Consider the following 19990-nt stretch of genomic DNA (forward strand, 5'->3'; position numbering starts at 1 on the left):
TCAGCAAGTCTGCCCGGTCGGCCGTGCGCCTTTCCCCTCAGTTGGGAGAAGAACCTTTGTTTTGCCTGCAAATCGCAGGGTGGCAGTGCAGCGGACTGCAAACCCGAGTACGCTGGTTGCGGGATTTCCGCGGGTGCGGATACACACCCATCAGTCGGCATTTGATGGCAGATAATCGGCATTATCAAGTTGATCGCGGCATCCCGCCCCATCCGTCTCCCTTCACATGCCGCGACCAGGGACGGCAGCGACAGGCCTCCGGCCCCTGTGCATTAGACTCGGCGGGTGACCGATTCCCGCCCAACCGCATCCGCCCCGCAGATCGCCTTCCCCGGAAGCGCGCGCTTCCGTGCGCTGCTGGATGCCGCGGTTGCGCTGGGCGAAGTGCAGGCGGCCACTGCGGCGCTGCGCGATGCGCTGCAACAGCTGATTGCCGATCCCGACGTGCGCCTGCCAGAGTGCGTGCACGCGCCGCTGGCCGGGCACTACGCGCGGCGTGAGCTCTACCGCAGCCCCGTGCATGGCTACAGCGTGGTGGCCATGACCTGGGGGCCCGGGCAAGGGACGCCGCTGCACGACCACGACGGCCGCTGGTGCGTGGAAGGGGTATGGCAGGGCCAACTGGACATCGTCCAGTACGAACTGGCGGAACAGGCGGGCGATCGGTTCCGTTTCCGCCTCGCCGGGCGCAGCTGCGCGGGCCCCGGCAGCGCCGGCAGCCTGATCCCGCCGCACGAATATCACACCATCTGCAACGCGGAGCCGGCCGGGATCGCGGTCTCGGTGCATGTCTACCAGGCGCCATTGGAAAGCTGCGCGTGCTTCCGTCCGCAGGAAGACGGCTGGTTCGTGCGCGAATCCACGCAGTTGGCCATCGACGAAGCCGCCTGAGCCGGCCATCGCGTCCCTGGGGCGGGCCGCGCGCGCCGCGCTCAGGCGGGCGAATCCACCGGTTCTTCAAGCATCGCGCGCAGGCATTCGGCGAGCGCTTGCGCCTGTCCGCGCAACTCCGGGATGGCCAGGCTTTCCCACAGGGTGCCGATCCGCATCGCCCCCAGCACCAGCAGCGTCGGATCGGGCTGGCCGCGGGCGTCGATCACCCGGCCGGGCTCCTCGCTGGCGATGCCGATCCCGTGCGGGCCCGGCAGCACGCGACCACGCATGCGCAGCGCCCCCATCAGCGTATCCGGCCGCAGGTCGATGTGGGTTTCGACGCCGGTGGCATTGACCAGCCAGTCGGCGCGGATCGTGCACTCGCCATCGCCGTGGCGTGGCCGGTAGCGGACAGTGATGCCGCCGTCGCCACCCGCCTCGACCGATTGCAGCCGGCCGGCCAGGACTTCCAGCCGATCGCCCGCCCGCAGTGCCTCCAGCGCGTGCGCCACCTGAGGCGCGATGCGGTGCCGGTGGATGTCCCAGTAGCGCACCAGATGGCGCAAGAACCGCTGCTGCTCGACGTGCGTCAGCGAACGCCACAGGGCCTGTCCGTGCGGGCGCAGGCGATCGAACACCCATTGCCAGGGCTCGCCGGCCGCGTCCGCCGCGCGCGTCCACGCCCGGATCAACCGCAGCCGGTCGCGCAGGCCAAGCGCAAGCAGTGCATCGACCGGGGCATTGTTGGCGCCGCTGCTCCCGGCATGCGCCAACGGCATCAGGCCGTGGCGCGACAACACCCGGATGCGTCCACGGTGGCCGCCGTGGACGAGGCTGAGCACGGCATCCACCATGCTCAAGCCGGAGCCGATGATGCAGACATCGGCATCGGCGGGAATGGCAGCCACGCCTTCGTAATCCCAGGCGTCGGCCAGGCGCACGGCGCCGTGCAGCCGCGCGGCGGGAATGCGACGCGGCGTGTTGCCCACGGCCAGCACCACCGCGCGCGCAACCAAAGTGGCGCCGGACGCGAGCGTCAGCAGGTTGTCGCCATCGCGACGTTCGATATCGGTCACCCGTTCGCGCAGCCATTGCAGCGCCGGGTGGCGCGGCTGCGCGTGCAGGGTTTCGCGCAGGTAGCGACCGTATTCGCGGCGCGGCGCGAAACTGCTGGACAGCGCGTCGGCCGCGCCTGCATCGCCACCGGACAGGAAGCGCACGAAATGCCCCGGGTCTTCGGCAAACGCACTCATCCGGCCGGCGGTGACGTTGAGCAGGTGCGCGGGCTGCCCGGTGGCATAGGCGGCGCCGCGGGCCAGTTCCGCGGCGGGCTCGACGATCACGATGCGCAGGTGGCAGTCGGGATCGTCCAGCAGGCGGGTGGCGACCAGCACGCCGGCGGCGCCGCCACCGACGATGGCGACATCGACGCCGGAAGGCCTGGCGGATTCTGGGGACATGGGCAGGCGACGGCAGCTCCGGAACCGGAATTGTAATTGCCGGGCAACGGCGTCGCAGGCCGTCATCCACGGGTCATCCCGGCGACACCGGCCAGTCACCACGGTCGCTGACGCTGTACCGCGACCAGCCCGTGCTGGCGGAGTCGCCCATGCGCTACGGCATCGTCACCGAAACCTATCCGCCCGAAGTCAACGGCGTGGCACTGACCGTGCAGGGGCTGGAACAGGGCCTGCGCCAGCGCGGCCACGAGGTGGCGATGGTGCGCCCGCGCCAGGACGGCGAAACCGAACCGCCGGCGCACACCCTGCTGGTGCGCGGCGCCGCCCTGCCCCGCTATCCTGGCCTGAAGTTCGGCTTGCCCGCCACTCGGCTGCTGCATGCGCACTGGCGGCAGGCGCGTCCCGATGCGATCTACGTGGCCACCGAGGGTCCGCTGGGCTGGTCGGCGCTGCGTGCCGCGCGCAGGCTGGGCATCCCGGCCGCCACCGGCTTCCATACCCGTTTCGACGACTACGTGCGCAGCTACGGCGCACCGTGGCTGGAGGGCACGGCGCTGCGCTGGATGCGGCACTTCCACAACGGCGCGCAGGCCACCCTGGTGCCGACGCGCGAATTGCAGGGATTCCTTCAGGCCCAGCGGTTCCGCAACGTGGTCCAGCTGCCGCGTGCAGTGGACACGGCGGCGTTCCATCCCGATCACCGCGACGAGGCATTGCGACATGCCTGGGGCCTGGATCCGCATGCACTCGCGGTGATCCACGTCGGCCGCGTCGCGCCGGAGAAAAACCTGCCGTTGGCCGTACGCGCGTTCCGCGAACTGCAGCGGGTGCGCCCGGAAGCACGCTTCGTCTGGGTCGGCGACGGCCCCGCGCGCGAGGCCCTGCAACGCGAGAATCCGGATTTCGTCTTCACCGGTGTCCAGCGCGGCGAAGCTCTGGGCCGGCACTTCGCCAGCGGCGACCTGTTCCTGTTCCCCAGCCGCAGCGAAACCTTCGGCAACGTGACCCTGGAAGCGCTGGCCAGCGGCGTCCCGGTGGTTGCATTCGACTACGGCGCGGCGCGGGAATTCCTGCGCGATGGCGTCCACGGCACGGCGGTGGCGCTGCACGACGATGCCGGGTTCGTGGCCGCCGCCCTGCGCCTGGCGGGCGACGACGCGCTGCGCGCGCGCATGCGCCATGCCTGCCGCGATACGGTGGCGGGGCTGCGCCCGACGCGGGTGGCCGAGGCCTTCGACCACATCCTGCAATCGCTGGCCACCGGGAGCGCCCACCATGCTGCAACCGCCGTCTCCTGAGCGACCACTGTCCGTGGAACACGGCTGGTGCCTGCGCGCCAACGCGCTGTGCGCGCGCCGCCTGCCATTCCGCTATTTCGCCACCGTCAGCCGGCTCGGCGACGGCATGTTCTGGTACGCGCTGATGGGGCTGCTGGTGGCGCTGGAAGGGGTGGATGGCCTGCGCGCCTCGGTGCACCTGGCCGCCACCGGTTGCGTCGCGCTGTTGCTGTACCGGCGGCTGAAGCGCTGGACCCGGCGCCCACGCCCCTTCGCCAGCGATCTGCGGATCCGCGCCTGGGTGGCGCCACTGGACGAGTTCAGCTTTCCGTCCGGGCACACCCTGCACGCGGTCGCCTTCAGCGTGGTGGCGGTGGCGCACTACCCGGTGCTGGCCTGGCTGCTGGTGCCGTTCACCGTCAGCGTCGCCGTCTCTCGCGTCGTGCTGGGCCTGCATTATCCCAGCGACGTGCTGGCTGCCACCGGCATCGGCGGATTGCTGGCGGGGGCATCGCTGTGGTTGGCGCAGGTGATCGAGCTGGGTCCACCGTAGTCGCGCCAGCGGCCGTGCACGGCCGCGGCGGGCCCGCCGTTACAATCGGGGCCTGCCCAGGGAGCCCGCATGAACCTCGATCTTTCCGGCAAACACGCGCTGGTCTGCGGCGCCTCAGAAGGCATCGGCCGCGCCGCCGCCCTCGAACTGGCCGGCCTCGGCGCCGCCGTCACCGTGCTGGCACGGCGCGAGGACGTGCTGCGCGACATCGTCGCCACGCTGCCCCGCGCGCCCGGGCAAGCGCACGGCTGCCTCGCCGCCGACGTGGCCGACACCGAGGCGCTGCGCGGCGTGGTGGAGGCGCTGGCGGCCCGCGCGCCGGCGCAGATCCTGGTCAACAACACCGGCGGCCCGCCCGGCGGCACCGCGCACGCCGCGTCCATCGATGCCTACCTCGATGCCTTCCGCAGGCACCTGCTGGCCAACCAGACGCTGGTGCAGGCGCTGCTGCCCGGCATGCGCGCGGCACGCTGGGGCCGCATCGTCAACGTGATCTCGACCTCGGTGTACGAGCCGATCCCCAACCTCGGCGTGTCCAACACCATCCGCGGCGCGGTGGCGAGCTGGGCCAAGACGCTGTCGCGCGAACTCGGCCCGGAGGGCATCACCGTCAACAACGTGCTGCCCGGCTACACCCGCACGCGCCGGCTGGAGCAGATCCTGGCCGACCGCAGCGCCGCCACCGGCAAGCCGCAGGATGAAGTGGCGCGGGCGATGCTGGCGGCGGTGCCCGCAGGCCGCTTTGCCGAAGCCGAAGAACCCGGCGGCGTGATCGCCTTCCTGTGCACGCCGGCGGCGGGCTATGTGAGCGGCCAGTCCATCGCCGTTGACGGCGGCCGCATGCAGTCGATCTGACGATGCCGGAAGGCCCGGAAATCCGTCGCGCCGCCGATCGCCTGGCCGCCGCGGTGACGGGGCAAACGGTGCTGCTCGCCGAGTTCGCGTTCCCCGCGCTGAAGCACTTCGAGCGCGAACTGATCGGCCATCGCATCCTCTCCATCACGCCGCGCGGCAAGGCGCTGCTGACCGCGTTCGACAACGGCTGGACGCTGTACACCCACAACCAGTTGTACGGCGTGTGGAAGGTGACGGAACCGGGCCAGCGCCCGGACGCCACGCGCAGCCTGCGCGTCGCGCTGGAAACCGCGCACGCGGCGATCCTGCTGTACTCGGCCTCCGACATCGAGCTGTGGCGCAGCGACCAGATCGAGGCGCATCCGTTTCTGCAGGGGCTGGGGCCGGACGTGCTCGATCCGGCGCTGGACGAAACCGCCGTGATCGCGCGCCTGCAATCACCGCCGTTCCGCAGCCGCGCGCTGGGCGGATTGCTGCTGGACCAGGGCTTCCTGGCCGGCATGGGCAATTACCTGCGCGCGGAAGTGCTGTTCGACGCCGGCCTGCATCCCTCGCAGCGCCCGCGCGATCTGGATGCGGCGCAAACCGCGCATCTCGCAAAAGCACTGCTGGCGATCCCGCGCCACAGCTATGCCACGCGCGGCATCGAGCCCACGCCCGGCATGCGCGTCGACTACCTGGCGCAGGAGGGCGAACGCTTCCGCTTCCGCGTGTTCAAGCGCGAGGGGCAGCATTGCGAACGTTGTGGCACGCCGATCCTGCGCATCGCCAGCCAGTCGCGGCCGCTGTTCCTGTGCCCGCATTGCCAGCCGGAGCGCCTGCCGCAGTAAACTGGCGGGATGCGACGGTTCGGACATGTCATCGGCACGGCCCGCGGCGAATCGACCAGCACGCGCTGGCTGCCGGTGTTCGATCCCGCCCATGCGCAACCGTATGCACAGGTCGCCGATGGCGATGCGCAAACCGTCGAAGCCGCGGTCGCCGCCGCCAGCGCCGCCGCGCCCGGCTGGGCCGCGCTGCGCAACAGCGAACGCGCGCGCCATCTGGAGCGGCTGGCCGATGCGCTGGAAGCACGCCTCGATGAGTTCGCCCGTGCGGAAAGCCTCGACGCCGGCAAGCCGCTGGCGCTGGCGCGCGACGTCGAGATTCCCCGCGCCGTCGCCAACCTGCGTTTCTTCGCCCACGCGGCCACCCAGTTCGCCAGCGAATCGCACCACTTCGAGGCCGGCCTGAACTACACCCTGCGCCTGCCGCTGGGCGTGGCCGCCTGCATCAGCCCATGGAACCTGCCGCTATACCTGTTCACCTGGAAGATCGCGCCCGCGCTGGCCGCCGGCAACGCGGTGGTGGGCAAGCCTTCCGAGATCACGCCCGCCACCGCGACGATGCTGGGCGAACTGGCGCTGGACGTCGGCCTGCCGCCCGGCGTGCTCAACATCGTCCACGGCCTCGGCCCGAACGTGGGCGAACCGCTGGTCGCGCATCCGCAGGTCAAGGCGGTTTCGTTCACCGGCAGCACCGCCGTGGGCCGACGCATCGCCGGCATCGCGGGGCCGCTGCTGAAGAAGGTGTCGCTGGAACTGGGCGGCAAGAACGCCACGCTGGTATTCGCCGACGGCGACTGGCGCGCGAATCTCGACACGCTGGTGCGCAGCGCATTCCAGAACAGCGGGCAGATTTGCCTGTGCGGCTCGCGGGTGTTGGTCGAACGTGCGATCCATGATGAGTTCCGCGACGCCTTCGTCGAGCGCGCCCGCGCATTGCGCCTTGGTGCGCCACTGGAAAACGGCGTGCAACTCGGCCCGATGGTGTCGCAGGTGCATTTCGACAAGGTGATGGCGGCCATCGACCGCGCGCGCGCCGAAGGCGGCCGCGTGCTGTGCGGCGGCGAGGCAGTGGATCGCCCTGGCTGGTTCATCGCGCCCACCGTGATCGAAGGCCTCGGCCCGGGCTGCGCCACCAACCGCGAGGAAATCTTCGGCCCGGTTGCGACGCTGCAACCCTTCGACGACGACGCCGAGGCGCTGGCCTTGGCCAACGCCTCCGACTACGGCCTGTCCGCCAGCGTGTGGACGCGCGACCTCGCCCGCGCCCACCGCTTCGGCGCGCAGCTGCGGGTGGGCATCGTCTGGATCAACGCCTGGCTGATGCGCGACCTGCGCACGCCGTTCGGCGGCACCGGCAACTCTGGCCTCGGCCGCGAAGGCGGGCTGGAAGCAATGCGGTTCTTCACTGAACCAAAGAACGTGGGGATCAACCTGTGACGAGTGGAAAACAGTTTGCCTGCCTGTTCGTGCTGGCCTTGGCTGCCTGGCCCGCCATTGCCCAGGATGCGGCGGACGATCCATCGTCCACCGAAGCCTTCTTCAAGCAGTTCCATGCGCAAAAGACTGTCTTCAACCAATTCCGCTTCATGTTGAAAGTGGGAACCCCGCAGGACGAAAACCTGCGCAGCACCGTGGCGCAGATGCTGGCCACCGACTACAGCTTTCTCGGCCGCCCTAACGACGCCGTTCGCTCATACCCCTACCGCAGCGACGAAGAAGCGCCAGCCGACCTGCCCGATCCCGCAGACTACAAGGCGATGCCCGCGGCGGAATGGGTCGCCTCGCTGGCCAACGACTACCGCGTCATCATGGTCAACGAAGCCCACCATGTGCCGCAGACCCGCCTGCTGACGCTGGAACTGCTGGCGAAGCTGCGCAGGCAGGGCTACACCCACTTCGCTGCCGAGACCTTCGCGCTCATGGACAACCCGATTGCAGCGGGTTATCCCACGTTGAATACCGGCTACTACACGCGCGAACCGGTGTTCGCCGAACTCGTCCGCGAAGCCAAGCGGCTGGGCTATGTGCTGGTGCCCTACGAGCCGAACGACGACAGCGGGGATCAGTCGCAACAACAGCGTGAAACCGGCATGGCGCAAATCCTTGCCGACCTGGTGAAGAAACAGCCCGCCGCCAAGCTGCTGGTACATGCAGGCTACGGCCATATCGCCAAGAGTGCGGGTACCCAGCCCAATTCGGCCGATCCGATGGCAAGGGAATTCATTCGTCTGACCGGGCTACCAGTTCTGAGCGTCGACCAAACAGGACTGCGCTGGGAGAACGGACAAGCAGCCAAGCGACTCGCACTCGCATTCGGCATAACTGCTCCGAGCGTCCTGCTTTCCCACGACGATCTGCACACATGGAGCGAATCGTCGCGCAAACGCTACGACGCCAGCGTGCTCCTGCCCGCCACCGATGCCTCCGCGCTGCGCCCCGACTGGCTCACCCTCGGCGGCCGACGCCAATCCGTCACCCTCGATCTGACACCCTGCATCGGCCACCTGCCCTGCCTCGCCGAAGCCCGCTACGCCAACGAAGGCGACGACGCCATTCCCGCCGACCAGTTCGTGCTGCTGGCCGATGGCGAAACCGACACCCCGCTCTACCTCGCCCCCGGCCAGTACCGCCTGCGTCTGACCGGCCCCGACGACACCGTCCTCGCGGACCGGACGCTGGACGTCCCCGCGCACCGCCCATCCCCATCGGACACCCCATGAAAAAGCAACTTGAGGCGCTGCTGCGCAACAACCACGACTGGGCAGAACGCGTCACCCATGAAGACCCGACCTTCTTCGAGCGCCTGTCGAAGCAGCAGGCGCCGGAATACCTGTGGATCGGCTGCTCGGATTCGCGGGTGCCTGCCAACCAGATCATGGGACTGGCACCCGGCGAAGTGTTCGTCCACCGCAACATCGCCAACGTGATGGTGCATACCGACCTCAACTGCATGTCCACCATCCAGTTCGCGGTCGACGTGCTCAAGGTCCGGCACATTCTGGTGGTCGGCCATTACGGCTGCGGCGGCGTCGGCGCGGCCCTGCACGGGACGCGCCTTGGCCTGGTGGACAACTGGATCCGCCACGTCGGCGACGTGGCGCAGAAGCACGCCGCGCTGCTCGGCCACCTGCCTGAAGGCGAGCGCCACGACGCGCTGTGCGAACTCAATGCCATCGAACAGGCCGAGAACGTCTGCCTGAGCACGGTGATCCGGGACGCCTGGGCACGCGGCCAGCAACTGGCCGTGCACGGCTGGGTCTACAGCCTGGCCGACGGCAAGGTGCGTGAGCTGGGCATGGACGTGGATTCGGCGGAGGCGCTGGAGCCGGTCTACGCCAGAGCGGTGGCCGGCGTGGGCGGGCGCCGCGGGCAAACCGCATGAGCAGCGGCGTCCACGCCGGCGGCGCACCGAAGGCCGTCGGTCATTACCCGCATGCGCGCCGCGTCGGCGGTCTGCTGTTCCTGTCCGGGATCGGCCCGCGCAATCCCGCCGACGACTCCATTCCCGGCAACGACTACTTCGCCGATGGCCGCGTGCGCAAGTACGACATCGAAGCGCAGGCCCGCGCGGTACTGGCCAACGTGCGCGCGGTGCTGGACGCCAGCGGCGCGCGCTGGGACGACCTGGTCGACATCACCGTCTACCTCACCGACATGGCGCGCGACTTCAAGGCGTACAACGCGGTCTGGGCCGAACATTTCCCCGATGCCGCCAGCGCGCCCTGCCGCACCACCGTCGGCATCACCGCGCTGCCCACGCCGATCGCCATCGAGCTGAAGTGCATCGCCCGCATCGAGGACTGACCATGCTGCCCGCCGCCTTCAACCTGCACGCCTGGATCGAGGAACACCGACACCTGCTGAAGCCGCCGGTGGGCAACAAATGCATCGTGCAGGAGGACTTCATCGTGATGATCGTCGGCGGGCCGAACGCGCGCACCGACTACCACTACGAGGAAGGGCCCGAGTGGTTCTTCCAGCTCGAGGGCGAAATGGTGCTGCGCGTGCAGGAAGACTTCGACGGCGAGCGCGGCACGCTGCGCGACATCCCGATCCGCGCCGGCGAGATCTTCTACCTGCCGCCGCGGGTGCCGCATTCGCCGCAGCGGATGGCGGGTTCGGTGGGGCTGGTGATCGAGCGCAAGCGCCTGCCGCACGAAGACGACGCGCTGATGTGGTTCTGCGTGAACTGCAACCACAAGCTGTACGCGGAGTTCTTCCACCTCGTCGACATCGAGCGGGATTTCTTCCGCGTGTTCGAGGCGTTCTACCGCGACGACCACCTGCGCACCTGCAAGCAGTGCGGCACGCTCAACCCGAGGCCGGGGCGCTACGAGCAACCGGCCGAATAAACAGGCTGGTACGCAGGATGGGCAAACAAAAAGCGGGCCGAAGCCCGCTTTTTCGTTCCCGCTGGGGACGGCGCGGCGATTACTCGCCGGCGCCCTCGCCTTCGGTCACGGCCTTGATCGACAGGCGGATGCGGCCCTGCTTGTCGACTTCCAGCACCTTGACCTTGACCAGGTCGCCTTCCTTCAGCTTGTCGGAGACCTTCTCCACGCGCTCGCTGGAGATCTGCGAGACGTGGACCAGGCCGTCCTTGCCCGGGGCGATGGTCACGAACGCACCGAAGTCCATGATCTTGGCGACCTTGCCTTCGTAGATCCGGCCCGGCTCGACGTCCGAGGTGATCTGCTCGATGCGCGACTTCGCGGCCTGGCCGGCGGCGGCGTTCACCGAAGCAATGGTGATGGTGCCGTCGTCCTGGATGTCGATCTGGGTGCCGGTTTCCTTGGTGATCGCCTGGATCACCGAACCGCCCTTGCCGATCACTTCGCGGATCTTGTCCGGGTGGATCTTGATGGTCAGCAGGCGCGGCGCGAACTCGGACAGCTCGCCGCGCGGCGCGGTCAGCGCATTGGCCATCTCGCCGAGGATGTGCAGGCGGCCGGCCTTGGCCTGCGCCAGCGCCACCTTCATGATCTCCTCGGTGATGCCCTGGATCTTGATGTCCATCTGCAGGGCCGAGATGCCGTTGCTGGTGCCGGCCACCTTGAAGTCCATGTCGCCGAGGTGGTCCTCGTCGCCCAGGATGTCGGACAGGACGACGAAGTTGTCGCCTTCCTTGACCAGGCCCATCGCGATGCCCGCGACCGGCGCCTTGACCGGCACGCCAGCGTCCATCAGCGCCAGCGAGCTGCCGCAGACCGAGGCCATCGAGGAGGAGCCGTTCGACTCGGTGATCTCGGAGACCACGCGGATGGTGTACGGGAAGGCTTCCATGGTCGGCATCACCGCCAGCACGCCGCGCTTGGCGAGGCGGCCGTGGCCGATTTCGCGGCGCTTCGGGCCCATCATGCGGCCGGCTTCGCCCACCGAGTACGGGGGGAAGTTGTAGTGGAACAGGAAGTGTTCCTTGTACTCGCCGGCGACGGCGTCGATGACCTGGCCGTCACGGGCGGTGCCGAGGGTCACGGCCACGATCGCCTGGGTCTCGCCGCGGGTGAACAGCGACGAGCCGTGCACGCGCGGCAGCACGCCGACCTTGGAGGTGATCGGGCGCACGGTGTCGAGCGCGCGACCGTCGATGCGGACCTTGGTGTCCAGCACCGAGCCGCGCATCGTCTGGTATTCCAGCTCGCCGAATTCCTTCGAGGCTTCGGCGGCGTTCCAGCCGTTGGCTTCGATCTGCGGGGCGATCTCGGCCAGCACGGCCTTCTTCAGCGCCGAGATGGCGTCCTTGCGCTCCAGCTTGTCGCGCACCTGGAAGGCGGCCGACAGCTTGTCGCCGATGGCGGCCTTCAGCGCGCCGATCAGCGCGTCGTTCTTGGCCGGTGCCTGCCAGTCCCACTTCGGCTTGCCGGCCTCGGCGACCAGCGCGTTGATGGTGTCGATGGCCACCTGCATCTGCTGGTGGCCGAACATCACCGCGCCCAGCATCACGTCTTCGGACAGCTCGGCGGCTTCGGATTCCACCATCAGCACGGCGTCCTTGGTGCCGGCGACCACCAGCTCGAGCTGGGAGTCCTTCAGCTGGCTGACGGTCGGGTTGAGGATGTAGTTGCCGTTGCTGTAACCGACCTTGGCGGCGCCGATCGGGCCCTGGAACGGGGCCCCGGTCAGGGCGACCGCGGCGGAGCAGCCGATGAGGGCCAGGATGTCGCCGTCGACTTCCGGGTTCAGCGACATGACCGTCGCGATGACCTGGACTTCGTTCCTGAACTCTTCCGGGAACAGCGGGCGCAGCGGGCGGTCGATCAGGCGGCTGGTCAACGTTTCCTTCTCGGTGGCGCGACCTTCGCGCTTGAAGAAGCCACCCGGAATGCGGCCACCGGCGTAGAACTTCTCCTGGTAGTCAACGGTCAGCGGGAAGAAATCCTGCCCTTCGCGCTGGGTCTTGGCCGCCACGGCCGTGCACAGCACCACGGTGCCGTCGCACGACACCATCACCGCGCCGCCAGCCTGGCGCGCGATTTCGCCGGTTTCGAGGGTGACGGTCTGGTTGCCGTACTGGAAGGTCTTGCTGATCTTCGCCACTTGGGAATCCTTGGTTTGACTGGTTCATCGACGCCGCAAGCCCCGCTTGCCGCGCTGCATCGCGCCATGCGATGCGGAATATGCGGACTGGCCGCGGTCGGGTGGAACGGGTACCGCAGAAACGAACCGCGGCGCATTCCTGCGCCGCGGTGGGTGTTCGATCAGCGACGCAGGCCGAGCTTGCCGATCAGCGCCTTGTAGCGTTCCGCATCCTTCTGGTGCAGATAGTCGAGCAGGCTGCGGCGGCGGTTGACCATCATCAGCAGGCCGCGGCGGCTGTGGTGGTCCTGCTTGTGCGCCTTGAAGTGCTCGGTGAGCTGCTCGATGCGGGCGGTGAGCAGGGCGACCTGGACTTCGGTGGAGCCGGTGTCGTTGTCGCCGCGCTTGTGTTCGTTGATGACTTTCTGGGTATCGATGGACATGGTTGCCTCGTAGTCGCGTGGCCGGCAGGAACGGGCGAAAAGCACGTCGCCCGCACCGCACGGCTCGCCGTGATGATGCGGATGGAAAGGAGATTTGCCCGGATGAGCAACGGGATTATAGCCCGGGCGGGGAGTCACCGGCAATGCGGGGCGTCGGCCTGCCCGCCGGCGAAGGCCGCCCAGCGGAACAGCCGGGCCGGGCGCAGCCCGCCCTCGGCATCGACATCGCCCAGGCCCAGGCCGCGCCCCTGTTCGTCGAGGATCGCCACCTGCAGGCCGCGCGGCGGATAGGGGCCGCGCAGGCCCTGCCCGCGCCCCAGCCGCTGCGCCTGCGCCGCGTTGACCCGAACCTCCGGCCACGAGGTCATGCCGGCCTCGACCGGCAGCAGGCAGGCATCGAGCACGCGCTCCCCGGCCTGTTCGCGCAGTTCCTCCAGTGCCTTCAGCGTCCACATGCGCGGCTCGCGGAAGGGGTCCACCCACAGCCGGCGCAGTTGCGCCACGTGGGCGCCGCAGCCCAGCAGCTCGCCGAGGTCGCGCACCAGGCTGCGCACGTAGGTGCCGGAGCCGCATTCCACGTGCAGTCGCAGGTTCGGCGAAGCGCCGTTCTCCAGCTGGCCGTCCAGGAGATCGGCGGCGTTGAGCAGATCGAAGGCGTGGACATCGACCTCGCGCGGGTCCACCTGGATCACCTCGCCGCGCCGCGCCTTCGCGTACAGCGGTTCGCCGCCACGCTTGAGCGCCGAATAGATCGGCGGGCGCTGCTGGATGCGGCCGGTGAGTGTCTTCAGCGCGGCGTCGATGGCATCGATGGCGAGCGGCGGCACCGGACGCTCGCGCAGCACCTGGCCCTCTGCGTCGTCGGTATCGGTGACCACGCCCAGCCGGGCCACGGTTTCATAAGCTTTGCGCGCGCCCAGCAGGCCGCCGGCGATCTTGGTGGCCTCGCCGAAGCAGACCGGCAGCAGGCCGGTGGCCAGCGGATCGAGGCTGCCGGTATGGCCGCCCTTCTCGGCGCGGAACAGGTGGCGCACGCGCTGCAGGGCCTGGTTGGACGACAGCCCCTGCGGCTTGTCCAGCAGCAGGATGCCGTCCAGGCGGCGGAACACGGTGCGCGGGCGGCGCTCGCGCGGGCTATTCGGCGTCGCCACTGCCGCGCAGGTCAGGCAGGTCGCGCAGCAGATTCTCGATGCGTTCGCCGCGATCCACCGATTCGTCGTAGTGGAAGTGCAGCTCCGGCACGTGCCGCATCTTCACCGCCCGCGCCAGCTGGTAGCGGATCTCGGGCGCCAGCGCCTTCAGCGCCTTGACCGTCTCCCTGGCCTTGTCCGCCTGCAGGACGGTCACGAACACCTTGGCGTGCGCCATGTCGCGGGTCACCTCCACGTCGGACACACTGGAGGACGCCAGCCCGTGCTCGCGCACGGCGGCGTGCACCAGGGTGCCCAGCTCGCGGCGGAGCTGGGCGGACACGCGGTCGGTGCGATGGAAGGATTTCTGCGCCATGGCCGGAGGCACGCCTTACAGCGTGCGCTGCACCTCGATGCGCTCGAAGCATTCGATCTGGTCGCCGGGCTTGACGTCGTTGTACGCCTTCACGCCGATGCCGCACTCGGTGTTGACGCGGACTTCGTCCACGTTCTCCTTGAAGCGGCGCAGCGACTCCAGCTCGCCCTCGAAGATGACCACGCTGTCGCGCAGCACGCGGATCGGCTTGGACTTCTTGACCACGCCTTCCACCACCATGCAGCCGGCGACCGCGCCGAACTTGGAGCTGCGGAACACGTCGCGGACCTCGGCGATGCCGATGATCTCCTCGCGGATCTCCTTGCCCAGCACGTTCGACGCAACCTGCTTCACCTGGTCGATGACGTCGTAGATGATCGAGAAGTAGCGCAGGTCGATGCCGTTGCCCTCGATCACCTTGCGGGCGGAGGCGTCGGCGCGCACGTTGAAGCCGATCACGGTGGCCTTGGAGGTCACCGCCAGCTGCGCATCGGACTCGGTGATGCCGCCCACGCCCGAGCCGATCACGTTGATGCGGATCTGGTCGTTGGACAGGCCGGTCAGCGCCTCGCGCAGCGCCTGCATGGTGCCGTGCACGTCGGCCTTGACCACCAGGTTGAGCGTCTGCTGGGTCGAACCTTCGCCCATCTGCGCCATGATGTCTTCCATGCGGTTGCCCGCCGAAGCCACCAGCCGCATCTCGCGGCGCTTGGTGTCGCGCTGCTGGGCCACGTCCTTGGCCAGGCGCTCGTCGGCGACGACGACGAAGTCGTCGCCCGCCTCCGGCACGCCGGACAGGCCAAGGATCTGCACCGGGATCGACGGGCCGGCGCTGGGCACCTGGCTGCCGGTCTCGTCGAACAGCGCGCGCACGCGGCCGTACTGGATGCCGCAGACCAGGTAGTCGCCCTTGGACAGCAGGCCCTGCTGGACCAGCACCGTGGCGACCGGGCCGCGGCCCTTGTCGAGCGCGGATTCGATGACCACGCCGGTGGCGCGGCCTTCCGGCACCGCCTGCAGGTCGAGCACTTCGGCCTGCAGGCTGATCGCATCCAGCAGGTCGTCCACGCCCAGGCCGGTCTTGGCCGACAGTTCCACCATCTGCACGTCGCCGCCGAAGTCCTCGGCGACCACGTCGTGGGCGAGCAGGTCGTTCTTGACGCGCGACGGATCGGCGTCGGACTTGTCGATCTTGTTGATGGCGACGATCAGCGGCACCTTGGCCGCCTTCGCGTGCTGGATCGCCTCCACCGTCTGCGGCATCACGCCGTCGTCCGCCGCGACCACCAGGATCACGATGTCGGTCAGCCTGGCGCCGCGCTGGCGCATGTGGGTGAACGCCGCGTGGCCGGGGGTGTCGAGGAAGCTGATCACGCCCTTCGGCGTGGTCACGTGGTAGGCGCCGATGTGCTGGGTGATGCCGCCGGCCTCGCCGGTGGCGACCTTGGTGCGGCGGATGTAGTCCAGCAGCGAGGTCTTGCCGTGGTCGACGTGGCCCATGATGGTGACCACCGGCGGACGCGGGGCCTTGTCGCCCTGCACTTCCTCCGCGTGCGCCAACAGCTCGGACTCGGCGTCGCCCGCGTCGGCATGCACGGCCTTGTGGCCGAGCTCCTCGGTGACCAGCACCGCGGTGTCGTGGTCGATGGTCTGGGTGATGGTGGCCATCACGCCCATCTTGAACAGCGCCTTCACCACTTCGCCGCCCTTCAGCGCCAGCTTCTGGGCGAGGTCGCCGACGGTGATCGCGTCGCCGATGGCGATCTCGCGGACCACCGGCGCGGTCGGCTTGTTGAAGCCGGTACCCGTGCGCGACTGGTCCAGCGAGCGCTTGGCCGGCTTGCCGCGGCCACGCGGCGCATTGCTGCGACGCGCGCGGTCGGACGGGGACAGGTGCAGCTGGCCGGCGAAGCGCGCGGTGCTGTCGTCGTCCTCGACGCCGGCCTGCATGACGTGGGAGCCGCGGTGCACGGGCTTGCCCTTGGCATGCGCGGCGGCCTTGTCCGCTTCGCGCGCCGGCGCGGCGGGTTTGGCGGCATGGCCGTGGCCGTGCCCATGGCCCTTGGCCTTGCCGGTTTCCTCCAGCGCGACTTCCGCCGCGGCGGTGGCTTCGGCGGCGGCGCGCTCGGCCTCCTCCTGCTCGCGGCGGCGGATCTCGGCCAGTTCCTCGGCGCGCTGGCGGTCCTTCTCGGCCAGCGCCTGCTGCTCGGCGAGGTTGCGCGCGCGGGATTCCTCCAGCTTGCGCAGCGCATCGGCGCGCTCGGCGTCAAGCTTCTCGTTCGCGCTCAGCGGGCGGCCTTCGCCCGGCTTCAGGGTGATCTTCTTGCGGGTCACCACCTCCACGGTGCTGGCGCCGCGGCCGGTCTTGCCGCCGCCGCCGACGGTGATCTCCTGCTTGCGGCTGCGGCTCAGGGTGATCTTGCCGGGCGCGATGACTTCCTCGACCGGCTTGTCGGCCTTGCCGTGCGCGCGGCGCAGGAAGCCGTGCAGCTTGAGTTTCTCGGCGCTGGTGATGACCTGGTCGGGACCGCTGAACTTCATGCCGGCCTCGGCCAGCTGTTCCAGCAGTTTATCGACCGGCGTATTCACCAGTTCGGCCAGCTTGCGGATGGTGGTTTGCTGCGACATTCGGTTTCCGGTGTCTTTGGCCGCCACGCGGGCGACCGAATCTGTGGATTGTAGGGCGGGCCCGGGCCCACCGGCCAATCAGGCAGCGCGGGCCGGGGCCAGCGCTGTGCCAGGCATCATTCGAACCAGTGCTTGCGCGCTTCCATGATCAGGACCGCGGCGCGTTCATCGCCCAGGCCCTCGATATCGGAAATTTCGTCGGTGGCGGCCTCGGCCAGGTCCTCGCGGGTGCGCACGCCGCGTTCGGCGAGCGCATAGGCGGTGGCCTCGTCCATGCCGTCGAGCGAGAGCAGGTCCTCGGCCGGCTGGTGGCCTTCCAGGGTCTCCTCCGCCGCCAGCGCCTCGTTGAGCAGGGCGTCGCGGGCGCGCGAGCGCAGTTCCTCGACGATGTCCTCGTCGAAGCCCTCGACCGCCAGCAGCTCCGCCACCGGCACGTAGGCCACTTCCTCGACGGTGCTGAAGCCTTCGCTGACCAGGATGCCGGCGATCTCCTCGTCCACTTCCAGCTTGTCCATGAACAGCTGGCGGGCGGCGGCCTGCTCGGCCTCGGACTTGGCCTGCACCTGGTCGGCGGTCATCACGTTGAGCTGCCAGCCGGTCAGGCGGCTGGCCAGGCGCACGTTCTGGCCACCGCGGCCGATTGCTTTCGCGAGGTTCTCCTCGGCCACGGCCAGGTCCATCGAATGCTTGTCCTCGTCGACGATGATCGACTGCACCTCGGCCGGCGCCATCGCATTGATGACGAACTGGGCCGGGTTGTCGCTCCACAGGATGATGTCCACGCGCTCGCCGTTGAGCTCGTTGGTCACCGCCTGCACGCGCGAGCCGCGCATGCCGATGCAGGCGCCGATCGGATCGGTGCGGTTGTCGTGGGCAAGCACCGCGATCTTGGCGCGGTCGCCCGGATCGCGGGCGCAGCCCATGATCGAGACCAGGCCCTGGCCGACTTCCGGCACTTCGAGCTTGAACAGCTCGATCATGAATTCCGGGGCGGCGCGGCTGATGAACAGCTGCGGGCCGCGCGGCTCGCTGCGGACGTCGAACAGGTAGCCGCGCACGCGGTCGCCGGTGCGCAGCACGTCGCGCGGGATGCCCTTGTCCTTGGAGATGATCGCCTCGGCGTTGCCACCCAGGTCGACATAGACGTTGCCGCGCTCCACGCGCTTGACCACGCCGGTGACCAGCTCGCCCACGCGGTCCTTCCAGGCATCGACCACCTGCTGGCGCTCGGCCTCGCGCACGCGCTGCACGATCACCTGCTTGGCGGCCTGCGCGGCGATGCGGCCGAATTCCGGGTTCTCGATCTGCTCCTCGATGTAGTCGCCGACCTCGACCTCGTCGCTCTCGTCCAGCGCGTCCATCAGGCGCACCTGGCGGTCCGGCGACTCCATCACCACGTCGTCGGCCACCACCTCCCAGCGACGGAAGGTCTCGTAGCTGCCGTCCTTGGGATCGATCTGCACGCGCACCAGCACGTCCTGGTCGACGTAGCGCTTCTTCGCGGCCGAGGCCAGCGCGGCTTCGATGGCCTCGAGGATCACCGATTCCGGCACGCCCTTCTCGGCCGCGACCGCATCGACGACCAGCAACAGTTCCTTGCTCATGCCCGCTTACTCCGCATCGGGCGACCCGCTGGCCGCCGGCTTGTTGGTTGGATTCTTGTTCGCCGCGGGCTTGCCCGCCGCGCCTTGTTTCTTGCCCGGCTTCTGCTTGCCCGGCCGCGCATCGCGCCCGGACTTGTCCTGCGCCGGCGCCAGGCCCAGCGCCACCCAATCGGGGACCAGCCGGGCCTTCTCGATATTGACCGCGGCGACCGCGAACTCCGCGCCATCCACGTCGAACACCACGGTATCGCCCTCCACGCGCAGGATCGCGCCCTGCAACCGGCGGCGACCGTCCTGCGGCAGCTTCAGGGTGACCTTGGCGCTCTCGCCGACGAAGCGCGCGAACTGCGCCGCGCCGAACAGCGGCCGGTCGATCCCGGGCGAGGACACCTCGAGGGTGTAGTTGCCGGTGATCGGGTCCTCGACGTCCAGCTGCGCCGACACCTCGCGGCTCACCGCCTCGCAGTCCTCGATGCCGACCATGCGCGCATCGGCCTCGGCCTGCGGCACGTCGATGTAGAGACGCACGGTGGCGCCGCCCGGTGCGGGCAGGTATTCGATGCCCAGCAACTCCAGCCCCATCGATGCGACGGTGGGCGAAAGCAGCGCAGCGATGTCGTCGGCCTTGTCTGTCACGTCTTCCTGCCGGAAATCCTGGAGGATGGGAGCCGGAACCGCCGGCCAACACCCGGAAACGAAAAAAGGGCCCTCTGGGCCCTTTTCCGATGACGCTGGATTGCGAAAGCCCTGGAGATGCTTTCGCGAGCCCGAGCCTAGTGTCGAAACGCAACACTGAAACTTGGTAGCGGGGGCAGGATTTGAACCTGCGACCTTCGGGTTATGAGCCCGACGAGCTGCCAGACTGCTCCACCCCGCAGCAGAGTCGCACATTGTAGGGAAGCCGTAGCATCGATGCAAGCACTCTCAACGAAGTCATCGCCTGCCGAGCGCACGCCACGGGCGGCAACTGCCGGTGAACCGCGACCGGCATGACTTGGGTGGCCTGCGGCAGAACGTCACGCCAGCGGAAATGGCGGCCGGATCAGCGCCGCGACCCGCGTCCCCAGCCAGACCAGCAGCAATCCGGCTACCAGCGTCGTTGTGAGGTAAGTCAGCGCCATGCCCGCGCGCGGCGAGCGCGCCAGCAGCAGGCACTCCAGCATCAGCGAAGAGTAGGTAGTCAGGCCGCCGAGCAGGCCGACGATCAGGAAGGCGCGCCAGTACAGCGCCTGCGGGCCGCGGCCCTCCAGCCAGACGGCGAGGAAGCCGACCGCGAACGATCCGATCAGGTTCGCCGACAGCGTGCCCCACGGGATGCCGTCGCCCAGCCGCCGCAGCAGCGCGCCGCCCAGCCAGAACCGGCCGGCCGCGCCCAGCGCGCCACCGCACATCGCCAAGCCCAGCTGCTGCCACCAGATCGTCGCCATCGTTCGCTCCTGCTTGCATCC

18 protein-coding genes, 1 tRNA gene and 1 pseudogene are annotated in these 19990 nt (G+C 69.0%); 10 read left to right on the plus strand and 10 right to left on the minus strand.

The genetic code is table 11. From position 1 onward, the window contains the following. The first annotated feature begins 321 nt into the window (after positions 1-321). Complete coding sequence (locus SPK54_RS09215; protein WP_330947651.1) at positions 322-891, plus strand: cysteine dioxygenase family protein; 570 nt, start codon at positions 322-324, stop codon at positions 889-891. 41 nt (positions 892-932) lie between these two features. On the opposite strand, the gene SPK54_RS09220 is transcribed toward SPK54_RS09215, so the two are convergent. Further along, the gene (locus SPK54_RS09220) at positions 933-2333 is read right to left on the minus strand and encodes an FAD/NAD(P)-binding protein (protein WP_330947612.1); all 1401 of its coding nucleotides are present in this window, start codon (positions 2331-2333) and stop codon (positions 933-935) included. Between the two features lie 149 nt (positions 2334-2482). Here SPK54_RS09220 and SPK54_RS09225 point away from each other — a divergent pair, with 149 nt between their 5' ends. The 9 genes and pseudogenes from SPK54_RS09225 to SPK54_RS09265 all read left to right on the plus strand — a co-directional run bounded on the left by SPK54_RS09225 (position 2483) and on the right by SPK54_RS09265 (position 10197). Beyond that, the gene (locus SPK54_RS09225; protein ID WP_330947613.1) at positions 2483-3631 is read left to right on the plus strand and encodes a glycosyltransferase family 1 protein; all 1149 of its coding nucleotides are present in this window, start codon (positions 2483-2485) and stop codon (positions 3629-3631) included. Positions 3632-3707: 76 nt separating this feature from the next. Continuing rightward, positions 3708-4163, plus strand: a pseudogene (locus SPK54_RS09230) (phosphatase PAP2 family protein); the annotation flags it as partial. 69 nt (positions 4164-4232) lie between these two features. After that, positions 4233-5018 carry an SDR family oxidoreductase gene (locus tag SPK54_RS09235; RefSeq protein ID WP_330947614.1) on the plus strand — a complete coding sequence of 262 codons (786 nt, stop codon included), beginning with the start codon at positions 4233-4235 and terminating at the stop codon, positions 5016-5018. 2 nt (positions 5019-5020) lie between these two features. After that, entirely contained in the window at positions 5021-5848 is an 828-nt protein-coding gene (nei, locus tag SPK54_RS09240) for an endonuclease VIII (RefSeq protein WP_330947615.1), read from the plus strand. A 9-nt stretch (positions 5849-5857) separates the two neighbouring features. Beyond that, positions 5858-7282, plus strand: coding sequence for an aldehyde dehydrogenase (locus SPK54_RS09245; protein WP_330947616.1), 1425 nt, complete (start codon positions 5858-5860; stop codon positions 7280-7282). Next, positions 7279-8565, plus strand: coding sequence for a hypothetical protein (locus SPK54_RS09250; protein ID WP_330947617.1), 1287 nt, complete (start codon positions 7279-7281; stop codon positions 8563-8565). Before SPK54_RS09245 ends, SPK54_RS09250 begins: the two co-directional genes overlap by 4 nt. Beyond that, positions 8562-9227: a carbonate dehydratase gene (gene can, locus SPK54_RS09255; protein ID WP_330947618.1), complete on the plus strand. Its 666-nt coding sequence runs from the start codon at positions 8562-8564 to the stop codon at positions 9225-9227. The genes SPK54_RS09250 and can overlap by 4 nt, the downstream gene beginning before the upstream one ends. Beyond that, complete coding sequence (locus SPK54_RS09260; protein ID WP_330947619.1) at positions 9224-9649, plus strand: RidA family protein; 426 nt, start codon at positions 9224-9226, stop codon at positions 9647-9649. The genes can and SPK54_RS09260 overlap by 4 nt, the downstream gene beginning before the upstream one ends. Positions 9650-9651: 2 nt before the next feature. Further along, entirely contained in the window at positions 9652-10197 is a 546-nt protein-coding gene (locus SPK54_RS09265; RefSeq protein WP_330947620.1) for a 3-hydroxyanthranilate 3,4-dioxygenase, read from the plus strand. Positions 10198-10276: 79 nt separating this feature from the next. On the opposite strand, the gene pnp is transcribed toward SPK54_RS09265, so the two are convergent. The 9 genes from pnp to crcB all read right to left on the minus strand — a co-directional run bounded on the left by pnp (position 10277) and on the right by crcB (position 19969). Next, positions 10277-12382 (minus strand): polyribonucleotide nucleotidyltransferase, encoded by a 2106-nt coding sequence (gene pnp / locus SPK54_RS09270; protein ID WP_330947621.1) that lies wholly within the window; start codon positions 12380-12382, stop codon positions 10277-10279. 161 nt (positions 12383-12543) lie between these two features. Next, complete coding sequence (gene rpsO, locus SPK54_RS09275; RefSeq protein ID WP_190281338.1) at positions 12544-12804, minus strand: 30S ribosomal protein S15; 261 nt, start codon at positions 12802-12804, stop codon at positions 12544-12546. A 134-nt stretch (positions 12805-12938) separates the two neighbouring features. Next, entirely contained in the window at positions 12939-13955 is a 1017-nt protein-coding gene (truB, locus tag SPK54_RS09280) for a tRNA pseudouridine(55) synthase TruB (protein WP_330947622.1), read from the minus strand. Then, positions 13939-14310: a 30S ribosome-binding factor RbfA gene (gene rbfA / locus SPK54_RS09285; protein ID WP_330947623.1), complete on the minus strand. Its 372-nt coding sequence runs from the start codon at positions 14308-14310 to the stop codon at positions 13939-13941. The genes truB and rbfA overlap by 17 nt, the downstream gene beginning before the upstream one ends. A 15-nt stretch (positions 14311-14325) precedes the next feature. After that, positions 14326-16938 carry a translation initiation factor IF-2 gene (infB, locus tag SPK54_RS09290; RefSeq protein ID WP_330947624.1) on the minus strand — a complete coding sequence of 871 codons (2613 nt, stop codon included), beginning with the start codon at positions 16936-16938 and terminating at the stop codon, positions 14326-14328. A 116-nt stretch (positions 16939-17054) separates the two neighbouring features. Further along, positions 17055-18542 (minus strand): transcription termination factor NusA, encoded by a 1488-nt coding sequence (nusA, locus tag SPK54_RS09295; RefSeq protein ID WP_330947625.1) that lies wholly within the window; start codon positions 18540-18542, stop codon positions 17055-17057. Positions 18543-18548: 6 nt separating this feature from the next. Beyond that, complete coding sequence (gene rimP, locus SPK54_RS09300) at positions 18549-19178, minus strand: ribosome maturation factor RimP (RefSeq protein WP_330947626.1); 630 nt, start codon at positions 19176-19178, stop codon at positions 18549-18551. Positions 19179-19342: 164 nt separating this feature from the next. Further along, a tRNA-Met gene (locus SPK54_RS09305) sits at positions 19343-19419 on the minus strand. 139 nt (positions 19420-19558) lie between these two features. Then, positions 19559-19969 carry a fluoride efflux transporter CrcB gene (crcB, locus tag SPK54_RS09310; RefSeq protein ID WP_330947627.1) on the minus strand — a complete coding sequence of 137 codons (411 nt, stop codon included), beginning with the start codon at positions 19967-19969 and terminating at the stop codon, positions 19559-19561. Between the last annotated feature and the right edge of the window lie 21 nt (positions 19970-19990).

It is taken from the genome of Thermomonas sp. LB-4, from assembly GCF_036409385.1.
In the GTDB taxonomy this organism is placed as follows: Bacteria; Pseudomonadota; Gammaproteobacteria; order Xanthomonadales; family Xanthomonadaceae; genus Thermomonas.

Bases quoted from the DNA above. Each gene is read 5' to 3' on its own strand.
- SPK54_RS09220 (WP_330947612.1), bottom strand. From the start codon at position 2,333: ATGTCCCCAGAATCCGCCAGGCCTTCCGGCGTCGATGTCGCCATCGTC.
- SPK54_RS09225 (WP_330947613.1), top strand. From the start codon at position 2,483: ATGCGCTACGGCATCGTCACCGAAACCTATCCGCCCGAAGTCAACGGC.
- SPK54_RS09235 (WP_330947614.1), top strand. From the start codon at position 4,233: ATGAACCTCGATCTTTCCGGCAAACACGCGCTGGTCTGCGGCGCCTCA.
- nei (WP_330947615.1), top strand. From the start codon at position 5,021: ATGCCGGAAGGCCCGGAAATCCGTCGCGCCGCCGATCGCCTGGCCGCC.
- SPK54_RS09245 (WP_330947616.1), top strand. From the start codon at position 5,858: ATGCGACGGTTCGGACATGTCATCGGCACGGCCCGCGGCGAATCGACC.
- can (WP_330947618.1), top strand. From the start codon at position 8,562: ATGAAAAAGCAACTTGAGGCGCTGCTGCGCAACAACCACGACTGGGCA.
- SPK54_RS09260 (WP_330947619.1), top strand. From the start codon at position 9,224: ATGAGCAGCGGCGTCCACGCCGGCGGCGCACCGAAGGCCGTCGGTCAT.
- SPK54_RS09265 (WP_330947620.1), top strand. From the start codon at position 9,652: ATGCTGCCCGCCGCCTTCAACCTGCACGCCTGGATCGAGGAACACCGA.
- rpsO (WP_190281338.1), bottom strand. From the start codon at position 12,804: ATGTCCATCGATACCCAGAAAGTCATCAACGAACACAAGCGCGGCGAC.
- rbfA (WP_330947623.1), bottom strand. From the start codon at position 14,310: ATGGCGCAGAAATCCTTCCATCGCACCGACCGCGTGTCCGCCCAGCTC.
- infB (WP_330947624.1), bottom strand. From the start codon at position 16,938: ATGTCGCAGCAAACCACCATCCGCAAGCTGGCCGAACTGGTGAATACG.
- nusA (WP_330947625.1), bottom strand. From the start codon at position 18,542: ATGAGCAAGGAACTGTTGCTGGTCGTCGATGCGGTCGCGGCCGAGAAG.
- crcB (WP_330947627.1), bottom strand. From the start codon at position 19,969: ATGGCGACGATCTGGTGGCAGCAGCTGGGCTTGGCGATGTGCGGTGGC.